This is a genomic window from Agrobacterium pusense (genome assembly GCF_013285525.1).
Lineage (GTDB): Bacteria > Pseudomonadota > Alphaproteobacteria > Rhizobiales > Rhizobiaceae > Agrobacterium > Agrobacterium pusense.
In genome coordinates this window covers 1,272,692-1,291,266 of record NZ_CP053856.1, presented here as the reverse complement: position 1 = coordinate 1,291,266, position 18,575 = coordinate 1,272,692, and the positions used below count along the sequence as shown (strand labels likewise).

Sequence of the window (18,575 nt, the reverse complement as noted above, 5' to 3'; positions counted from 1 at the left end):
GGTTTATTCCGCTGCCAGAATGCCGGACTGGCCCGTCAGCAGCGCCGTGGTGGCCGCCGTCACATCGTCCTTGCGCATCAGGCTTTCACCGACGAGGAAGGTGCTGATGCCGCTTTTTTTCAGGCGCTGGCAATCCTCGAAGGTGAAGATGCCGCTTTCGCCCACCAGCAGCCTGTCGGCGGGCACCAGTCCCGCCAGCCTTTCGCTGGTTTCGAGGCCAACCTCGAAAGTGCGAAGATTACGATTGTTGATGCCGAAAAGCGGCGAGTCGAGCTTCAGCGCCCGTTCCGTTTCCTCTTCGTCGTGCACTTCGATCAGCACATCCATGCCAAGCGCGAAAGCCTCGTCTTCCAGCCGTTTCGCGTCGTCATCCGACAGCGAGGCCATGATGAGGAGAATGCAGTCCGCGCCCCAGGCGCGGGCTTCGTGCACCTGATAGGTGTCGAACATGAAATCCTTGCGCAGCGCGGGCAGGGCGCAGGCATTGCGGGCGGCGGTCAGGAACTCCGGAGCGCCTTGAAAGCTCGGCCTGTCTGTCAGGACAGAAAGACATGCAGCGCCGCCAGCCTCATAGGCCGCAGCCAGCGCCGGCGGATCGAAATCGGGGCGGATGAGGCCCTTGGAGGGGCTGGCCTTCTTGATTTCGGCGATAAGGCCGAACTTGCCCTCGGCCTGCTTTGTTTTCAGCGCCCTGTAAAAACCGCGGGGTGCGCTCTGGTCGGCAGCCATGGCCTTCAGATCGGCCAGTGAAACCTTCGCCTTGGCGGCGGCGATTTCTTCGAGCTTGTAAGTCTCGATCTTCTTGAGAATGTCGCTCATGGTCTCGCTCTCATTCCTCGTTTGATACGGCGACCAGACGCTCCAGCGCGGCGGCGGCCTTGCCGCTGTCGAGGGCATCGCTGGCAATCGTCATGGCCTGGCCAAGCGTTTCCGCCTTGCCGGCGATGACAAGCGCTGCGGCTGCGTTGCAAAGCGATACGTCGCGATAGGCATTGCGCTTGCCTGAAAGAACCTCGCGCAGCGCCGCCGCATTGGCAATGCCGTCGCCGCCCTTGAGGTCGTCCATCCGCGCCGGCTCAACGCCGAAATCTTTTGGGGTCAGCTCGAAGGTGCGGATATTGCCGCCTTCGAGCGCCGCCACACGGGTGACGCCCGTGGTGGTGACTTCATCCATGCCGTCGCCATGCACGACCCAGATGCTTTCTGAACCCAGGTCACGCAGCACTTCGGCAAGCGGCACCAGCCAGCGTGGCGAAAACACGCCGAGCAATTGCCGTTTTGCGCCGGCCGGGTTGGAGAGGGGGCCGAGCAGGTTGAAGATCGTGCGCGTGCCGAGTTCGACGCGGCTCGGGCCAACGTGGCGCATGGCGGAATGGTGCATCTGCGCGAACATGAAGCCGAGACCCGCCTCGCTGATGCAGCGGGCGATGAGATCGGGACCGATATCGAGCTTCACGCCGAGTGCGGAAAGCGCATCTGCCGTGCCGGATTTGGAACTCAATGCCCGGTTGCCGTGCTTGGCGACCGGCAGGCCCGTGCCGGCGACGATGATCGAGGCGAGTGTCGAGATGTTGTAGGTGCCGATGCCGTCGCCGCCGGTGCCGACGATATCGATGGCATTGGCGGGGGCGGAAACCGGCAACATCCGGGAACGCATGGAGGAGACGGCGCCGACGATTTCGTCGACCGTTTCACCGCGCACGCGCAGCGCCATCAGGAAACCGCCGATCTGCGACGGCGTGGCTTCGCCCGACATCAGAATGTCGAAAGCCGTGCGCGCATCCTCGCGGTTCAGGCTTTCTCCATTCGCGACCCTGGCGATCAGCGGCTTCAGTTCGGCCATCTCGTCGCCTCCCGGGTTAGAAGCCGACCATCGCCTGATCGGCGAGGGCCTGGTTGATCGTCACACCATAGTCATTCTGCAGGCGGTTGACCATCTGGTCCAGCATGTCGTCGCCGGCCGCGCGGGCAATGGCGGCAAACTGCTGGTCGTCATTGGCGAGCGCGTCCGGCGTCGCGTTGGTGTCGACAGAGGTGACCTTGAAGAGGATGCGGCTGGAACCATCGGCATCGGCCGCGGTGCCGACTACGCCTTCGGCGCCCGAGAAGACGGCGGCGATGGTCTGGCGACCGAAAATCGCATCTTCGCTGGTGCGGCGCAGGCCGGATTTCTGTTCGACTGCAAGGCTCAGCTCACCCGCGACAGCCTCCAGCGTCTCGCCCTTTTCAACGCGGGCCTTCAGCTCGTCGGCCTTGGCGGCAAGTGCGGTGCGCTGCTGCTCTGCCGTCCAGTCGGCCACGACATCGTCGCGGACTTCGGCAAGCGTGCGGTCGCGGGCAGGGATGATCTGCTCGACGTCGAACCAGATGTAACCTTCGCGGCCGAGATTGATCGGCAGGGCCTCGGTTCCGGGTTCGGTCTTGAACACGTCCTGGGCGAGCTGCGGGGAGGGCAGGCCTTCGACCGCATCGCCCTTTTCGTCGAGACCGGCTGCGTCGATGGCGGCAATGGTGACCGGTTTCAGGTTCAGCTGCTGTGCGGCGTCCGCAAGCGAAGAACCGCCGGCGCGCAGATCCTCGTAACGGTCGTGCACATTGGTGATTTCTTCCGCGGCGGCGGCGGTGGCGAGATCCTTGCGGATGTCTTCCTTTGCCTCTTCCAGCGTGCGGGTGGTTTCCGGCTTGATGCCCGTGACGCGCAGGAGTACCGGGCCGAACGAGCCTTCAACCACCGGCGAAACGCCCCCATCCTTCTGGATCGCAAAAGCGGCATCGGCAATCGACTGGTCGGGGATGGTATCCTTTGTGAATTCGCCAAGCGTGACGTCGGACGGCGTCTTGCCCTGATCCTTCACCACCTGGTCATAGGTGGTGTTGCCGAGCCTGATCTGTTCGGCAGCGGCGGCGGCCATTTCCTTGTCCGGGAAGGTCAGCTGCTCGACCGTGCGGCGGCCGGCGGTGCGGAAGCTGTCCTTGTGGCTGTTATAATAATCGGCGATCTGGGCGTCCGTTACCGAGGCTGGCTCCGCGATGTCGGAAGGTTCCAGCTTCACATAGGTGAATTTGCGGAATTCCGGCGCGCGATATTTCGTCTTGTTCGTCTCGAACCAGGGGGCGAGCACGTCGTCGCCGGGGGCCTTGACCGGCGGGATGACGGCGTTTGAAAGAATGACATAATCAACGGCGCGCTGCTCGTTGCGATATTGCTTCAGGGCATCCACGAGAACCTGCGGTGCGGCAAAACCGTCCGAGACGGCTTCAACGATCTGGCTGCGCACGGCGACCTTGCTGCGTTCCTTGATGTAGTCGTCCTCGCGGAAACCGGAATTGCGCAGGCGCTCCGTAAAGAGGTTGCGGTCGAACTGGCCATTGACCGATTTGAAGGCGGGGTCTTCGGCAATGAGTTTGGCAAGACGGTCTTCCGAAAGACCGAGGTTCATCTTCGAAGCGAGTTCGTCAAGCGATGCCCCGGCTGCAAGCTGGCTGAAGACCTGGCGGTCGATGCCGAAGGCCTTGGCCTGTTCGGTCGTCAGCCTTGTGCCGAACTGGCGGCTGAGATCGGAAATCTGCCGCTGATAGGCGAGGCGGAATTCCTCCGGGCTGACCGTCTGGTCACCCACCGTCATGACGGCGTGGGAATTGGCGGTGACAAGCGATGCGGAAACGCCCCAGATGCCAAAAGAAACAACAAGCAGGAGAAGCAGCAGCTTGGCTGCCATGGTTCGAGAAGCATTTCTCAGGGAATCGAGCATCGTTATGCAAACCTCACAGGAACGTCATCGCGGTCGCCGGCTGTCCGGCCCGCAACGTATCGGCGTTCCTTAAATCAATCCATTCGGAAATTGAAGGGAATTTCCCTTGGAAAAACGGGGTTTTGAAAACGGTTGTGTGATTGGAGGTGCCGAAATGGAGGCAACGGATGGATATCAGCGGCGTCCACACCGTCATTCCTGTGCTTGTGACAGGAATCGAGCCCGCCCAAGTCCTTGGGCTGAAAAGAGTCTTTCCGTCGCACAGACGTGTGTTGACTGGATTCTCGTCACAAGCAGAGGAACGAGGGCGGCCATCGCAGGCCTTTCAAAACAAAACCGCCCGGAGGGTCCAGGGCGGTTGAGAAAAATCATTCTTAAAGCGGATTTATGCCAGCCTGCCGCACTCAGAAAGCGCGGTCGCGCCGGATCATCGCCTTGAACTCCTCGTCCTCGCGTCGCATCTCAGCGACGACAGAGATCATTGACATCACGAACATTACGCTGATCAGGGCAAGAAGCATCGTCAGAAATGTGAACATGATGTCGTCTCCGGAGTTTCGAGAGTTTCTCCCCGTTATCAGTAATAATTCATATACTGGTAGCGGGCGGTCAGTTGCGGATAGTCAGGTCCAAGCTTTTCAGGCTTCTGTTCATAAAGGCTAAACGTCGTTGCTACCATTGCGATAACCAGAACTGTCCAGGCGGTGCTGATGACGCTGATTTTCGCCGAAGTAGACTGTTTTTCTCTTACAAACATTTGTCTGTTCCTTTGGTTTCTTGTTAACGCACCATGTCCGATCATGTTCCGCGTCAATCATAAAAATCGATTAGCATCGCCCCGGTGAAACTTCCTTGAATGGCTCGTTCATCTGGCGTTCAGGAAACTGGCTGAGGCCGTCATTCGAGGAAAAGATACTCGGCTGCGAATGACGAGATGACCGAAACGACGATCATGAAGGCCAGCATTTTCGATTCTCCGGTTGCTTAACGGGCGAAAGGCATTTCGGTTTCCCGATGCTGTGCATTTAAACAAAATGGCTCTGAAACCGCACTGAACGGCCCGTTCATCGGGGGTTCACGGCACGGCCGCGCTTGTGAGGGGTGGTTATAAAGTCTTGCGCCGCGTGCTTCTCCATGACAAAAGGCGGCACATATGCTGAAGCGTCGAGACGCGCCCACCATCTGAGAGCGATATGACGATTGCCTTTTATCCAGGATCCTTCGATCCGATGACCAACGGACATCTGGATGTGCTTCTCCAGGCGCTGAACGTGGCGTCAAAGGTCATTGTCGCGGTTGGCATTCATCCCGGAAAAGCGCCGATGTTCAGTTTCGAGGAACGGGCAGCGCTGATAAAGCAGGCGCTTGCGGAGCAGCTGCCGGGCGAAGCGGCGCGCATGGACGTCGTCTCCTTCGATAATCTGGTTGTCGATGCGGCCCGTCAGCATGGCGCGCGACTTCTGCTGCGCGGCCTGCGTGACGGCACCGATCTCGATTATGAAATGCAGATGGCGGGCATGAACCGCCAGATGGCGCCCGATATCCAGACCGTGTTCCTGCCCGCCGGCACCTCGTCGCGACCCATTACAGCCACATTGGTTCGGCAGATCGCCGCCATGGGCGGCAATGTCGAAGCCTTCGTGCCGAAAGCCGTGCTTGAAGCCCTTAACGCCAAGCTGAAGCGCTGACTTCAGCCTTACATTTGGAGCCAATCCGATGAAACTCGTTCGATTTGCCTTTGCCGGCGCCATGTTTGCGGGCGCGCTTGCCGCCAGCACCTTTGCGTCTGCCGCCGAACTTCTCACCGTCCAGCTGAAGGACGGCCCCGTTGTCATCGAGCTTATGCCCGACGTCGCGCCGAAGCACGTGGCGCAGATCGAGGCGCTGGCCAAGAAGGGCGCTTACGACAACGTCGCCTTCCACCGCGTCATCGACGGCTTCATGGCGCAGACCGGCGACGTGCAGTATGGCAACATGGAGAAGGGCTTCAGCGCCCAGCGCGCAGGTACTGGCGGCTCCGACCTGCCGGATATTCCGGCCGAATTCTCCAAGGTTCCGTTCACGCGCGGCGTGGTCGGCATGGCCCGTTCGCAGGATCCGAATTCCGCCAATTCGCAGTTCTTCATCATGTTTGCCGACGGTCCGTTCCTGAACGGCCAGTACACCGTGGTCGGCAAGGTCGTGTCCGGCATGGAAGCCGTGGACAAGATCAAGCGCGGGCAGGGCAGCAACGGCGAAGTTTCCAACCCCGACCGGATGATCAAGGTCACTGTCGGCAAGAAGTAAGACAGGGCAATAGAGCCCGAACAGAGGAGAATAATCATGGCCGAGATCAAGGATCCGGAAAACACCATCATCATGGAAACGACGACCGGCAAGGTCGTGATCCAGCTGCTTCCGGAAGTTGCTCCGGGCCACGTTGCCCGCATCAAGGAACTGGTATCGGAAGGTGCTTATGACGGCGTCGTTTTCCACCGCGTCATCGAAGACTTCATGGCCCAGACCGGCGACGTGAAATTCGGCAAGAAGGGTTCCGAAAGCTTCAACCCGGCCCGCGCCGGCATGGGCGGCTCCGAAAAGCCGGACCTGAAGGCAGAATTCTCCGCCATCCCGCATGTGCGCGGCACCTGCTCCATGGCCCGTTCGCAGAACCCGAACTCCGCCAACTCGCAGTTCTTCATCTGCTTCACGGATTCCCCGTGGCTCAACAAGCAGTACACCGTCTGGGGCCAGGTCATCGAGGGCATGGAAGCCATCGACAAGGTCAAGCGCGGCGAGCCGGTGAAGGACCCCGATTCGATCGTGTCCATGAAGCTCGCTTCGGCGGCTTGAAGGTAGCGTATAACGTGTTTACCCGCTCCGCAGGAAACTGCGGGGCGTTTCACATTGATGACAAGGGTGCCAACCTCTCAGCCGTCATCCTCGGTCCCCGGATCAAGCCCGAGGATGTCCCGAGGATCTAACGATCCCCAACGGCAACGTGGTTGGATCCTCGGGACAAGCCCGAGGATGACGTCTCGTTAGACGAAGCCTTGTCACTACACACCGCCCGCCCCATTGAGGGCGGGTTTTGATATTTTCGAGAGCCCTTGCAATGCGTGTAGACCTGTTCGATTTCGACCTGCCCGAGGAGAATATCGCCCTTCGCCCGGCCAACCCGCGCGACAGCGCGCGCCTGCTGGTGGTCGATCCGAATGAAAATCGCATGGAAGACCATCGCGTTTTCGACCTGCCGTCCTTCCTGCGGGCCGGCGATGCGCTTGTTTTCAACGACACCCGCGTCATTCCCGCCCAGCTTGAAGGTGTCAGGCTGCGCGAAGGCGCGCCGGAGACGGCCGTTTCGGCCACGCTGCACATGCGCGCCGATCAGTCCCGCTGGAAGGCTTTCGCGCGTCCCGGCAAGCGCATCAAGCAGGGCGACCGCATCCGTTTCGGTTATGAGCGCGACAACGCCTGCGGCCTTGCCCATCTGGAGGCCACCGTCGAGCAGAAGGGCGAGGAGGGCGAGATCACGCTGCTGTTCGACGTCTCCGGTCCCGTTCTGGACGAGGCCATTGCCTCCGTCGGCCATATTCCCCTGCCGCCCTATATCGCGGCCAAACGGCCGGAAGATGCGCAGGACCAGACCGACTACCAGACCATCTACGCCCGCGAGAAGGGCGCCGTTGCCGCGCCTACCGCCGGGCTGCATTTCACGCCTGAGCTATTTGCGGCGCTCGACAAGGCCGGTATCGAGCGGCATTTCGTGACGCTTCACGTTGGGGCAGGCACCTTCCTGCCGGTCAAGGCTGATGATACCGACGATCACAAGATGCATTTCGAAATCGGCCACGTCTCGCAGGAAACAGCCGACAGGCTGAATGCGGTCAAGGCGCGGGGCGGGCGCATTGTCTGCGTGGGCACGACGTCGCTGCGTCTGATCGAAAGCGCGGCTGCGGAGGATGGCACCATTCACCCGTGGTCCGATGCGACCGGCATTTTCATCACGCCCGGTTATCGTTTCCGCGCGGTCGATATGCTGATGACCAATTTCCACCTGCCGAAATCGACGCTGTTCATGCTGGTTTCGGCTTTCTGCGGTCTCGAAACGATGCGTGACGCATATAAGCACGCCATCGAAACAGGATACCGTTTCTATTCCTATGGCGATTCCAGCCTGTTGTTCCGGAAAAACTGATGCACGACAAATTCACCTTCACCCTGAAAGCCACGAGCGGCGGCGCGCGCCTCGGCGAAGTCGCCATGCCGCGTGGCGTCATCCGCACGCCCGCCTTCATGCCCGTCGGCACTGTCGGCACCGTCAAGGCCATGTATCTTGATCAGGTGCGCGAGCTGGGGGCGGATATCATTCTCGGCAATACCTATCACCTGATGCTGCGGCCCGGTCCCGAGCGTGTCGCCCGCCTTGGCGGCCTGCATGAGCTGATCCGCTGGCCGCACCCGATCCTCACCGATAGCGGCGGTTTTCAGGTCATGTCGCTGTCCGGCCTGCGCAAGCTGGACGAGAAGGGCGTGACCTTCAAGAGCCATGTGGACGGTTCGCTGCACCACATGTCACCGGAACGCTCGATCGAAATTCAGGGACTGCTCGATTCGGACATCCAGATGCAGCTCGATGAGTGCATCGCGCTGCCGGCCGAGCGCAAGGAAATCGAGCGCGCCATGGAAATGTCGCTGCGCTGGGCCGAGCGCTGCCGCGTCGCCTTTGGCGACCAGCCCGGCAAGGCCATGTTCGGCATCGTGCAGGGCGGCGACCAGCCGGACCTGCGCATTCGCTCCGCCGAAGGGCTGAAGCAGCTCGATCTCAAGGGTTATGCGGTCGGCGGCCTTGCCGTCGGTGAGCCGCAGGATGTGATGCTGGGCATGCTCGATATTACCCTGCCGGTGCTGCCCACTGAAAAGCCGCGTTACCTGATGGGCGTCGGCACGCCTGACGATATCCTGAAATCGGTGGCGCGCGGCATCGACATGTTCGACTGCGTGATGCCGACGCGTTCCGGCCGTCATGGTCTGGCCTTTACGCGCCGCGGCAAGGTCAATATCCGCAATGCCCGCCATGCCGAGGATATGCGCCCGCTCGACGAACAATCCAACTGCCCGGCCTCGCGCGATTACTCCCGCGCCTATCTGCATCACCTCGTACGCGCCAACGAGGCGCTGGGCGGCATGCTGCTCTCCTGGCACAATCTTGCCTATTATCAGGAGCTGATGCAGGGTATCCGCAAGTCGATCGAGGAAGGCCGTTTCGCCGATTTTTATGCGGAAACCATCGAAATGTGGGCGCGGGGCGATATAGACCCGGTTTAATGCCTCGTGACCTGTCTCCACACTCGACGTCATCCTCGGTCTCGTGCCGAGGATCTGCCGAGATCGCTAAAGTCAACGGGTGGTAGATCCTCGGGACATCCTCGGATTTGATCCGGGAACCGGGGATGACGATGGAAAGGTATCTTTCCGACGCCCTGCAGTCTCTAGATTTACCTTCTACGGATTTTTCCTTGGCACATGCGCCTTACGTTCTTTTCCGGGATGACACGACCGGCACGGTGACAGCCTTCACCGAGCCGGAGGAAATCATCGTCGCGGATGAGCGAGAAGCATTTTTTGCAGCGCTGAAGCGCATGGAAGAACTGCGCCGTGCCGGAAAATATTTAGCTGGCTATGTGTCTTATGAGGCCGGTTTCCTGTTCGAGCCGAAGCTTGCGTCTTTTGCGGCCGAACCGCGCAACGTGCCGTTCCTGAATTTCGGGGTCTTTTCCGGCCCGCAGCCGGATGACGGCCGCTTTGCGCGGCCTGACGAAGTTCCGGGCGCGGATGCGTTTCTTGCCGATCCGGTCCCGGCATGGACACTTCCCGAGTATCGGCGGCGTTTCGAGCTGTTGCACGACCATATACGCCGGGGCGACTGTTATCAGGGCAATCTGACCATGCCCGTCCATGCCCGCTGGAGCGGCGATCCGCTGACGGCATTCTGGTCATTGATCGAGCGCCAGCCGGTGAAATATGGCGCGCTGGTCGATCTCGGCGGCCCGGTCATCCTGTCACGCTCGCCGGAACTGTTTTTCTCGGTTGACGGGCAGGGGTTCATCGAAACCCATCCCATGAAGGGAACGACGCCGCGCGGAGCGGATGCGGAGGAGGACAGGGCGATCATCGCGGCAATGCTTGCGGATGAAAAGACGCTCGCCGAAAACCGGATGATCGTTGATCTCTTGCGCAACGATATTTCCCGCATCACCGAGGTCGGCAGCCTCGATGTGCCACGGCTTTTCGATATCGAGACCTATCCGACCGTGCACCAGATGGTCAGCCATATCAGGGCGAAACTGTTGCCTGGCATGACGGTGGAAGACATTTTCGCCGCGTTGTTTCCCTGCGGATCGGTTACCGGTGCGCCCAAAATGTGGGCGATGAAAATCCTGCGCGAACTGGAAGCGACGCCCCGCGACGCCTATTGCGGCGCCATCGGCCTCATGTCTCCTGGTGGTGAAATGCGCTTTTCGGTGGCGATCCGTACGATGACACTGTTCGATGACGGTCGCGCCGTCTTTAATGTCGGCGGCGGCATCGTCTTCGATTCCATGGCTGAGGCGGAATATGACGAGTGCCTGCTGAAATCGAAATTCGCTGTGGGGGACAGGCTGCTGCGAAGGTGATTATCGCCCGATCATCTCAAACGCCCCATTTTCCACCAGCACTTCCTTCGCCACCGCGTGGCTTAGAAAACCCCCGGGACTGGCGCTTGCGCCATAGGCGCCTGACTGCAGGATGGCGATGAGGTCACCGGCCTGGAGCCTCGGCAATGCCGCATTGCGAGCCAGCGTATCGAGTGGCGTGCAGAGCGGGCCGACGATGCTTGCAGTCTCCGCGTGGTCGGCCTGCATCATGGCGGGCGCAACGATGGGGTAGTTGCGCTTGACGATCTGACCGAGATTGCCCGAAGCGGCCAGGTGATGGTGCATGCCGCCATCCGTCACAACGAAGGTGGTTCCGCGCGAGGTCTTCACGGAATTGACTTCGGCCGTATAGATCCCGCCCGGACCGGCGAGGAAGCGGCCGGGCTCGACGATGACATGGGCGTCGGCGATCAGCGGATGCGCTTTCAGCAGTGCCTTCAGATCGGGGACGGCGGCTTTTACCTTCGCGAGATCGAGCGGTGCTTCGCCGGCGAAGTAAGGGATGCCGAGGCCGCCGCCGAGATCGATGGTTTCAAGCGGCTTGCCGAGCATTTCCGCCATGCGGGCGGCAATTGAGATGGCATGTCGCCATTGCGAGACAAGCATGTCCGCATCGAGGATCTGAGTGCCGCCATAGATATGGATGCCGACGAGATCGATAACGCCCGCGCGCCGGAAAAGCGGCAGGATATTTTCCAGTTCTTCCTCATCGAAACCAAAAGCGGTGGCCTTGCCGCCCATACGCATGGCGCCGGCTTGCGCATCCGGCACCGGATTGATGCGGACAGAGGCCTTGACGGGTTTGCCGATTGCCTCGATGCGGGCAATTTCCTCGGCGCTTTCGATATGGATTTCGCCGATGCCGCCCGTGATCACTTCGTGCAATTCGGCTCTGCTTTTGCCGGGCCCGGCAAAGATGATGTTTTCCGGCGCGACACCAGCCTTTATAGCGGCGCGATATTCGCCAGCGGAAGCGATTTCCGCGCCGGCGCCTTCCTGCCGGAAGAGTGCGATGATGGCGGGCAGGGGATTGGCCTTCACCGAATAATAGATATCGGCAAAACCGGAGAGCGTCGCCTGGAGATCGCGGTAGGCGCGGCGCATCGCGCCAGCATCATAGAGAAAGCATGGAGTTCCGGTTTCGGCGACGATATCGCGCACGGCAAGCCCGCCGATCACAAGATCGTTTTCACTGATATCGAATGACGCGGCCGCAAGGGCGGGACCGTGGCTCTGGGGTTTATCCGTGGGCGCCATTGTCCGTCCGTTCGCGCACAAGCGCGCGGTAGTCCACCTTGCCATTGGCGGTGACGGGCAACCGGTCGACCAGCTCGATGGCGCGCGGGATCATGAAGGGGGCGAGCATTTCAGCGGCCTTCTTCAGTGCCGCGGAAACATCGATATTTTCATTGGCGGCAGTCGCCACGGCATGCACCTTTTCCCCCGCAAAGGGGTCCGGAAGGCCGATGACGGCGACCTGCTGGAACAAGCCTGTCGACATCAGGCTTTCTTCGACTTCGGTCGGGCTGATGCGATAACCCGAAGACTTGATCATCGCATCGTTACGGGCAACGAAGCTGAAGAACCCGTCTTCGTCTTCCACCGCCAGATCGCCGGAGTAACATACGGTTTCTCCGCCCAGTGCCGCCGGAATGAAGGGATGCGGGCGCAGGACTTTCGCCGTGTCTTCCGGCCGGTTCCAGTAGCCCAGCGAAACGGTCGGGCCTCGATGCACGAGAATGCCGGGTTCGCCGGGCTTTGCCCGCTGTCCCTCAGCGGTGACGATGAATATCTCACATTCGGGAATGGCCTTGCCGATGGAGGTCGGGCGGCGATCGATTTCATCCGGCGGCAGGAAGGTGGAGCGGAAGGCTTCGGTCAGGCCGTACATCAGGTAGATTTTCGTGTCCGGCAGCTTTTCGCGCAGTGCCTTCACAGTTTCCTGCGGCACGCGCCCGCCAGAATTGGTGATGTAACGCAGATGCGGAAGCGGCGTCCTGGCAAGCGACGGCGCCGCCCTCGTCAGGATCGCCCAGACTGTCGGCACCCCGGCAAGCCCGGTCACGGCATGGTCGCGCAGGTCGCGGACGATATCGTCACCGAGCCTAAAGGTGGAGATGATTGTTGTCGCGCCCTGTTCCACTGCCGTCAGCAGCTGGTTGAGGCCATAGTCAAAGCTGAAGGGCAGAAGGGAAAGAATGCGATCCTTGCCGGTAATCTCCAGATAGGTGCGCACGATGCGCGCGCCGGCCAGGAGATTGCGATGCGACAGCATCACGCCCTTGGGTGAGCCGGTAGAACCGGATGTATAGAGGATCGCCGCGAGGTCTTCGCCGATTGCCGCCGGGCTTTTGACTGACGTCTTGCCGCCTTCGGCGATATCGTTCGCCAGAAGCACGCGGACACCGGCCAGACCTTCCAGCGCCGCGCTCAGCTCGTCGCGCATGGTCGCATTGCTGATGACAAGTTCGGCGCCGCAATCCACGATGATATGGCGTATCTGCTGCGCCTTCAGCAGCGCATTGACCGGCACGAAGACGCATCCGGCCATGCTGACGCCGAAGATCGACCAGCATTCTTCCGTGCCTCGCGGCAGAAAAATGACGACCCGGTCGCCGCGTTGCGCCCCGGCCTGCTGCAAGGCAGCCGCGCATCGTTCCGCCGCTTCGGCAAATTGCCGGTAGCTCAGGGATGTGTCTTTATAAACGATCGCCTGCCCGTCGCTTGCCGCGCGCGCGCCCAGCAGGTGGTGCAGCAGGTAAGGAGGTGTCATCTCCTCCGTTCCCTGAGGACGAAGGAGACGAGATCGGCGGGCGTGCCAAGGTTGTCGGGGGTGAAATGTTCGTCGTCGAGAATGATGCCGAAGCCTTCACCAAGAAAGATCATCAGCTCCAGAAAGCCGAGCGAATCGATGACGCCTCCCTCGAGAAGTGGCGTGTCCGCCGAAAAAGGTGCATAGGCAGGGAAACGGTCCGAAAGATAGGAGTGAATGGTATCAGCAATCTCTATTTCGCTTGTTTTTGCTGCAAGCATGTTCATTCCCCGATCTCCCCGTATATTTTCCATGGCTCCCGCACCGGAACCCCGTTTATCTGTAAAGGCCAGGTTTCGGTCAGGACAACCCCAGCACCACTAAAATACCTAGGGTGGCAATAACACCAACTCTGAGTATGTTTCGTTAATAAATTGTGGGTTCCATGCGCCTTTTACTTGTATCGGCGCAGATTTATGTGCAGCGAAGCCGCCCGCGTTTCGTTCACCCTCGAGTGCAGCCATCGTCATGGCAAATCTGCCGTGGCGAAGGAGATGGCGGGCGATCGCGGAAATGTGTCTTTGTACGACTGCGCGGTCCTCGCAATAGATGAGGCGCGCGGAGGGCGCCCTTTTGGTCGCCGTTTTCAGAAAGACCAGCGGGTAATGACGGCCATCCGCCTGCATGATGGCGACGATGCAGCCGAGGCGCGCGTGATCTTCAAGCATCTCACGCGTCTCGCTGGTCAGCGTACCGGGTTGAGCGGAGGCAAGCGTTATGAGGCGGGCGCTCGAGGGGCGCAACGCCTTCAACGGCAGGGGATAAAAAAGCGTGCAATCCGTCACCGTGTGAAAGCCCAGCCTCTCATTCAGCCTGCAGGCTTCGGCCGAGGGGGTGAGGTCGGTGAAGACCTCATCCTTTGAAGACGACGCCATTTGCAGCATGCGCGGCGCGAACCATCTGCAAGCCGGCTCGACATACCAGCTGGACAGATTGATGACGACAGTGCCGGTATCCGGCAGGCGGCTTTTGATTGTCAGCAATACACCGGCGGTGGCGTCACCTTTCATCAGCAATTGCCCGACGGGACCGAGTTGCCGGCGTTCGTGATGTTCGGCGATCAGCGCAAGCCCGCGGGACCAGAAGGCCTCGCTCTTTTCAGGGAAACCTTTCGTCAGAAGACTGATGGCGGCGGCGCGGTTTCCGTTATCGATCGATACGATTTTCAGGGGCGCTCTCCGCTGTCTGGCGTCACTCGGCCTGAGGAAGAGATTTTTCAACCCCACCGCGCGTTATGGGATTACAACGATAGATTTACCGTCCCGTTAATCGCGCTGGCTGCAAGGCCGAAGGAGCGATCACATTTGCATGAATGGGCAGGCGCGCGTGCTGCGCGCCTGCTGACGTTGCCAGCCGATCAGTACACGACGACGCCGCGGATGCTTTCGCCCCTGTGCATCAGATCGAAGCCCTTGTTGATGTCTTCGAGCGGCATGGTGTGGGTGATCATCGGGTCGATCTGGATCTTGCCTTCCATGTACCAGTCGACGATCTTCGGCACATCCGTGCGGCCGCGCGCGCCGCCGAATGCGGTGCCCATCCAGTTGCGGCCGGTGACGAGCTGGAACGGACGCGTGGAGATTTCCTGGCCAGCACCCGCAACGCCAATGATGACCGACTTGCCCCAGCCGCGATGGGAGGCTTCCAGCGCCTGGCGCATGACCCTGGTATTGCCGGTGCAGTCGAAGGTGTAATCCGCGCCGCCGATCAGGTCGCCGTTGCGCTTCGTCATGTTGACGAGATAGGGCACGATATCGTCGCCGACTTCCTTCGGGTTGACGAAGTGGGTCATGCCGAATTTTTCGCCCCAGGCCTTGCGGTCCGGGTTGATGTCGACACCGATGATCATGTCCGCGCCGGCAAGACGCAGGCCCTGCAGCACGTTGAGGCCGATGCCGCCGAGACCGAAGACGATGGCCGTGGAGCCGATTTCGACCTTGGCGGTGTTGATGACCGCACCGATGCCCGTGGTGACGCCGCAGCCGATGTAGCAGACCTTGTCGAAGGGGGCGTCCGGGTTGATCTTGGCGACGGCGATTTCCGGCAGAACCGTGTAGTTCGAGAAGGTCGAGCAGCCCATGTAGTGATGGATCTTGTCCTTGCCGATCGAGAATCGCGAGGTGCCGTCCGGCATCACGCCCTGGCCCTGCGTGGCGCGGATGGAGGTGCAGAGATTGGTCTTGCGCGAGGTGCACGAATAACACTCGCGGCATTCCGGCGTGTAGAGCGGAATGACATGATCGCCCTTCTTGACGGAGGTAACGCCCGCTCCGACATCCACGACGATGCCGGCGCCTTCATGGCCGAGAATGGCCGGAAACAGGCCTTCCGGATCGGCGCCGGAAAGGGTGAAGTCATCGGTGTGGCAGATGCCGGTCGCCTTGACCTCGATCAGCACTTCGCCGGCCCGGGGACCTTCGAGCTGAACGGTCATGACCTCGAGCGGTTTTCCTGCCTGAATGGCAACGGCGGCGCGGACGTCCATATCTTATCTCCTGGCATTGTCTCGTGATTGGATGGGCTGTTTTGCCCGAGCTTGGCTGGAGGGACAAGGGGCAAGCCCAAGTTTGTGTTTACGCATGTCAATGTGGATGCAAATCCTGTACCGGCGTCACACGCTCATACGCTTCTATCGAAGATAGCTAATTTATTAATAAATAAACTAAGCATATGAATTTGCGTCATATTTTTCAGTTCCGATTGAGCTTTGATTTACGGTTTGCGTGTTAATTGACCCCTGTATTTCAGTGGTCAGGCGACGTTGCCCGAAAAGCAGCGCCGCAGGCTGCCAAAGAGCTATTTTCAATCAACCGGCGTTAGCCGGACATATTTAGCGTCGCAGGCCAGTCGCTTTTCACAGCGCGCCTTTCCCATGGTGATGAGCGACATGAGACGGTGTTTTGATGACGAGCAGGTGGATAAAAAAAGCAGCACGGGAAAGGGGAGCGTTTTTCTCGCTGCTCAAGGACCGCAAGGGCGCTTTCGCCATTATGACCGCACTGTTGCTGCCCCTCTTCGTCCTTCTGTTAGGGGTGCTTTTCGAAGGCGGCCGGGCGCTGGTCTATTACAACCAGTCAAAGCGCGTCATGGCGCTGGCCTGCGAACGATCGACCAAGCCCACGCGTACCGATACGCCTGAAGATGAGGACCGCCGGGAAGCCGTGCTTACAACCTTCGATTCGATGATCCAGTCTACAAAACAAAAGGTGATCACCCGCGATGTTGTCATTGACTGGCTGCGTACGGATATGAAGGCGGAGTTCGGCTATAATCTGCTGTTTGCCAAGATGCTCAGCCTCGACGAATTCAAGTATCGTTTGAACTACACTTGCCAGGGCATCCCGCCTTATCCCTATGATGGTGAAGTGCTGGTCAATAATGATTTTGAGAAAACCTCACTCGATAAAGAGCGCGTTCTAAAAAACGGGGTCACCGCAAGGACCCCCGGCGGTTGCTGGGGGGTCTATCGCTATACCGAGATCCGCTGGGACGGCGGGACAGACCCCGGTATCGAATTGCAGGACTGGAGCAGCCCCTGCTGCCGCAAGAATCACGACTGGGATGGCTATCCGGACGGGTTTGCGCAGAAAGTTGAGAAAGACAAGGAAACCCTCAACGACAAGGCCTGCGATATCAAAGACACAGACAAGGCGGCCAACACGCGCAGAGATATGGTCGACGACTCCATGGGCAATAATGCGTCCTTGCCGACGCGCTACGTGATCGAGCTGGACAGCGACTGGGGCGCGGTGAGGCAGGGAGGTAAAAAGCCCATGAACGCCAACAGCTCCATCTTCAAAAAAGTGGAGCTTCATCCCGGCTACTATGAGATATCCGTGTGGTACAACGGCCGTAAGAGTCATTTCAAGGACCCTTCCAATCCCGGCAGGCTGATTACCGCTGAGCAGACGAATGGCATCGATGTCACCCTGCAGCAGCTTCTGCCACAATTGGGCACTGTAAAACCGGTCTTTAACATGCGGCAGGGACCGGGCATGGAAAATCCCGTCGATCAGGCCATCAAGTGGCGCTATTACCAGAAGAAATTCACGGTCGACACCTACTCCGTATACAAGCTCACCATCGCCGCATCGGGTTTCAGTGACAGCGTCGGCGGCATCATCACCGGGTTCGAACTGAGATATATCGGAAGGTACGGCGATGAGCGCCGGTAACCGCGTCGAAGCTCGACGGCCAAAAAAACGTCCAACGTCCTCTCGTTTCAATAACCGGTGGCTCGGGCATTATCGGCGTTTTGCCGATGACAGGCAGGCGGCAGCAGCGATTGAGGTCGCGATATTGATGCCGCTCTTCCTCATTCTGATCTTCGGGATATTGGAAATCGGTCTGTTGTTCCTTTATCATCTCAACCTGTCGACGGCCACGACTGCAGGCATAGAATATCTTCGTAAAGCGGCGATGCAGCGGGAGCAGGTGACTGCGGACGCGCTTCGGCGTGCGATCGCGGCCAAGTTTATCGGGGCGACGGACACGGAAACCCTGAAGATAACGCTTGTTCCTATAGCCGATGACGACATCGTCGCGACGCCGATCTCCTTCCCCATCGTCAACCGCTTTCAGGCGCCGAACAGTTCTGCCGGCCAATATATACTTGCGATCGGCTACAACTGGAATTTCGTCATGCCGACGACACATCTGCTTGTGCCCAAGTTCGGAGGCGTTCGTCAGCTGCAGAATGTGTCTCTGGCGGTCACGGCCGTACGGGTGACGGAATGATCGGCATGGGTTCACACCGCATCTTCCGGCTCTTTTCCTGCCGATCCGGCGCCGCTGCCGTCGAAATGGGACTTCTGGCGCCGGTCCTCATTCTTTTTCTGGCAGTCATTGTCGAGGTCGGGCGAGGCTGGATCAGTTATGATCGTTTTGTCACCGTGATCGATAATGCGGCCAGATGGTCGGCACGATTTCCGGAGTTCGAGACACGGGTCAGAACCGGTGTGTCCCAATTCGCGATCATCGCGGGCAACGGCATCCTCGCAACGGATAAGCTCAATCTGACTTTGCGAAGCGTTGAGCTGACCGGCGGCACGCCTAAAGAACAATTCAGGCCATATAATTTCTTTGGATCGGCCGAGGACGTGCGATGGCAAAAGGCAGTGACTGACGGTGGATTTGGCCCCAAGGAAGCGATCATCGTTGTCTCCGGGCGCTACAGCTACAAGCCGTTGTTCTCAATCCTCTTTGGAACGACGATCACCTTCGAGCATGTTGCCGCAGTCAATCCCTTCTTCTCAAGGCATTATCCCTATCAGACCGGCAAATCCGATTTTGGCAAATGGAACGTGATGTAACGACGGCGGTCATGCCAGGTTG

Annotated in this window: 19 protein-coding genes; 9 read left to right on the top strand and 10 right to left on the bottom strand. The window is 59.7% G+C overall.

The features are described from left to right. Positions 1 to 3: 3 nt before the first annotated feature. The 5 genes from trpC to HQN82_RS06325 form a co-directional block, all read right to left on the bottom strand. Complete coding sequence (gene trpC, locus HQN82_RS06340; RefSeq protein ID WP_173614672.1) at positions 4 to 819, bottom strand: indole-3-glycerol phosphate synthase TrpC; 816 nt, start codon at positions 817 to 819, stop codon at positions 4 to 6. Positions 820 to 829: 10 nt separating this feature from the next. Continuing rightward, positions 830 to 1,843, bottom strand: coding sequence for an anthranilate phosphoribosyltransferase (gene trpD, locus HQN82_RS06335; protein WP_173614671.1), 1,014 nt, complete (start codon positions 1,841 to 1,843; stop codon positions 830 to 832). Between the two features lie 16 nt (positions 1,844 to 1,859). Then, positions 1,860 to 3,752 (bottom strand): peptidyl-prolyl cis-trans isomerase, encoded by a 1,893-nt coding sequence (locus tag HQN82_RS06330; protein WP_022556257.1) that lies wholly within the window; start codon positions 3,750 to 3,752, stop codon positions 1,860 to 1,862. Positions 3,753 to 4,156: 404 nt separating this feature from the next. Continuing rightward, the gene (locus tag HQN82_RS25655; RefSeq protein WP_004442104.1) at positions 4,157 to 4,291 is read right to left on the bottom strand and encodes a hypothetical protein; all 135 of its coding nucleotides are present in this window, start codon (positions 4,289 to 4,291) and stop codon (positions 4,157 to 4,159) included. A 38-nt stretch (positions 4,292 to 4,329) separates the two neighbouring features. Further along, complete coding sequence (locus HQN82_RS06325) at positions 4,330 to 4,509, bottom strand: hypothetical protein (protein WP_004442101.1); 180 nt, start codon at positions 4,507 to 4,509, stop codon at positions 4,330 to 4,332. A gap of 436 nt (positions 4,510 to 4,945) precedes the next feature. Here HQN82_RS06325 and coaD point away from each other — a divergent pair, with 436 nt between their 5' ends. The 6 genes from coaD (at position 4,946) to HQN82_RS06295 (ending at position 10,408) form a co-directional block, all read left to right on the top strand. Next, positions 4,946 to 5,440 (top strand): pantetheine-phosphate adenylyltransferase, encoded by a 495-nt coding sequence (gene coaD / locus HQN82_RS06320; RefSeq protein ID WP_006698870.1) that lies wholly within the window; start codon positions 4,946 to 4,948, stop codon positions 5,438 to 5,440. A gap of 28 nt (positions 5,441 to 5,468) precedes the next feature. After that, positions 5,469 to 6,038: a peptidylprolyl isomerase gene (locus HQN82_RS06315; RefSeq protein WP_004442095.1), complete on the top strand. Its 570-nt coding sequence runs from the start codon at positions 5,469 to 5,471 to the stop codon at positions 6,036 to 6,038. A 36-nt stretch (positions 6,039 to 6,074) separates the two neighbouring features. Continuing rightward, the gene (locus tag HQN82_RS06310; RefSeq protein ID WP_004442093.1) at positions 6,075 to 6,584 is read left to right on the top strand and encodes a peptidylprolyl isomerase; all 510 of its coding nucleotides are present in this window, start codon (positions 6,075 to 6,077) and stop codon (positions 6,582 to 6,584) included. Between the two features lie 262 nt (positions 6,585 to 6,846). Further along, on the top strand, positions 6,847 to 7,929 hold the full coding sequence (gene queA, locus HQN82_RS06305) for a tRNA preQ1(34) S-adenosylmethionine ribosyltransferase-isomerase QueA (protein ID WP_022556255.1): 1,083 nt from the start codon (positions 6,847 to 6,849) through the stop codon (positions 7,927 to 7,929). After that, positions 7,929 to 9,059 carry a tRNA guanosine(34) transglycosylase Tgt gene (gene tgt / locus HQN82_RS06300; RefSeq protein ID WP_004442089.1) on the top strand — a complete coding sequence of 377 codons (1,131 nt, stop codon included), beginning with the start codon at positions 7,929 to 7,931 and terminating at the stop codon, positions 9,057 to 9,059. The genes queA and tgt overlap by 1 nt, the downstream gene beginning before the upstream one ends. 191 nt (positions 9,060 to 9,250) lie before the next feature. Further along, positions 9,251 to 10,408 carry an aminodeoxychorismate synthase component I gene (locus tag HQN82_RS06295; protein ID WP_048902825.1) on the top strand — a complete coding sequence of 386 codons (1,158 nt, stop codon included), beginning with the start codon at positions 9,251 to 9,253 and terminating at the stop codon, positions 10,406 to 10,408. Here HQN82_RS06295 and HQN82_RS06290 read toward each other — a convergent pair whose 3' ends face one another. From HQN82_RS06290 to HQN82_RS06270, 5 genes are all read right to left on the bottom strand, one after another. Beyond that, entirely contained in the window at positions 10,409 to 11,686 is a 1,278-nt protein-coding gene (locus HQN82_RS06290; protein WP_162699325.1) for a type III PLP-dependent enzyme, read from the bottom strand. Beyond that, entirely contained in the window at positions 11,670 to 13,202 is a 1,533-nt protein-coding gene (locus HQN82_RS06285; protein ID WP_112765855.1) for an AMP-binding protein, read from the bottom strand. The genes HQN82_RS06290 and HQN82_RS06285 overlap by 17 nt, the downstream gene beginning before the upstream one ends. Then, entirely contained in the window at positions 13,199 to 13,462 is a 264-nt protein-coding gene (locus HQN82_RS06280) for an acyl carrier protein (protein WP_173615004.1), read from the bottom strand. Before HQN82_RS06280 ends, HQN82_RS06285 begins: the two co-directional genes overlap by 4 nt. Before the next feature lie 108 nt (positions 13,463 to 13,570). Then, entirely contained in the window at positions 13,571 to 14,461 is an 891-nt protein-coding gene (locus HQN82_RS06275) for a hypothetical protein (protein WP_345791259.1), read from the bottom strand. Between the two features lie 137 nt (positions 14,462 to 14,598). Continuing rightward, positions 14,599 to 15,726 (bottom strand): S-(hydroxymethyl)glutathione dehydrogenase/class III alcohol dehydrogenase, encoded by a 1,128-nt coding sequence (locus HQN82_RS06270; RefSeq protein WP_065653610.1) that lies wholly within the window; start codon positions 15,724 to 15,726, stop codon positions 14,599 to 14,601. A 418-nt stretch (positions 15,727 to 16,144) separates the two neighbouring features. Between HQN82_RS06270 and HQN82_RS06265 the strand changes: the two genes are divergently transcribed. From HQN82_RS06265 to HQN82_RS06255, 3 genes are read left to right on the top strand one after another with little or no spacing between them, the layout of a single operon-like run. Next, positions 16,145 to 17,416, top strand: coding sequence for a pilus assembly protein (locus HQN82_RS06265; RefSeq protein ID WP_112765853.1), 1,272 nt, complete (start codon positions 16,145 to 16,147; stop codon positions 17,414 to 17,416). Further along, positions 17,403 to 17,978: a TadE/TadG family type IV pilus assembly protein gene (locus HQN82_RS06260; RefSeq protein WP_112765852.1), complete on the top strand. Its 576-nt coding sequence runs from the start codon at positions 17,403 to 17,405 to the stop codon at positions 17,976 to 17,978. The genes HQN82_RS06265 and HQN82_RS06260 overlap by 14 nt, the downstream gene beginning before the upstream one ends. 5 nt (positions 17,979 to 17,983) lie before the next feature. Then, positions 17,984 to 18,553: a TadE family protein gene (locus tag HQN82_RS06255; protein ID WP_112765927.1), complete on the top strand. Its 570-nt coding sequence runs from the start codon at positions 17,984 to 17,986 to the stop codon at positions 18,551 to 18,553. The last annotated feature ends 22 nt before the right edge of the window (positions 18,554 to 18,575 follow it).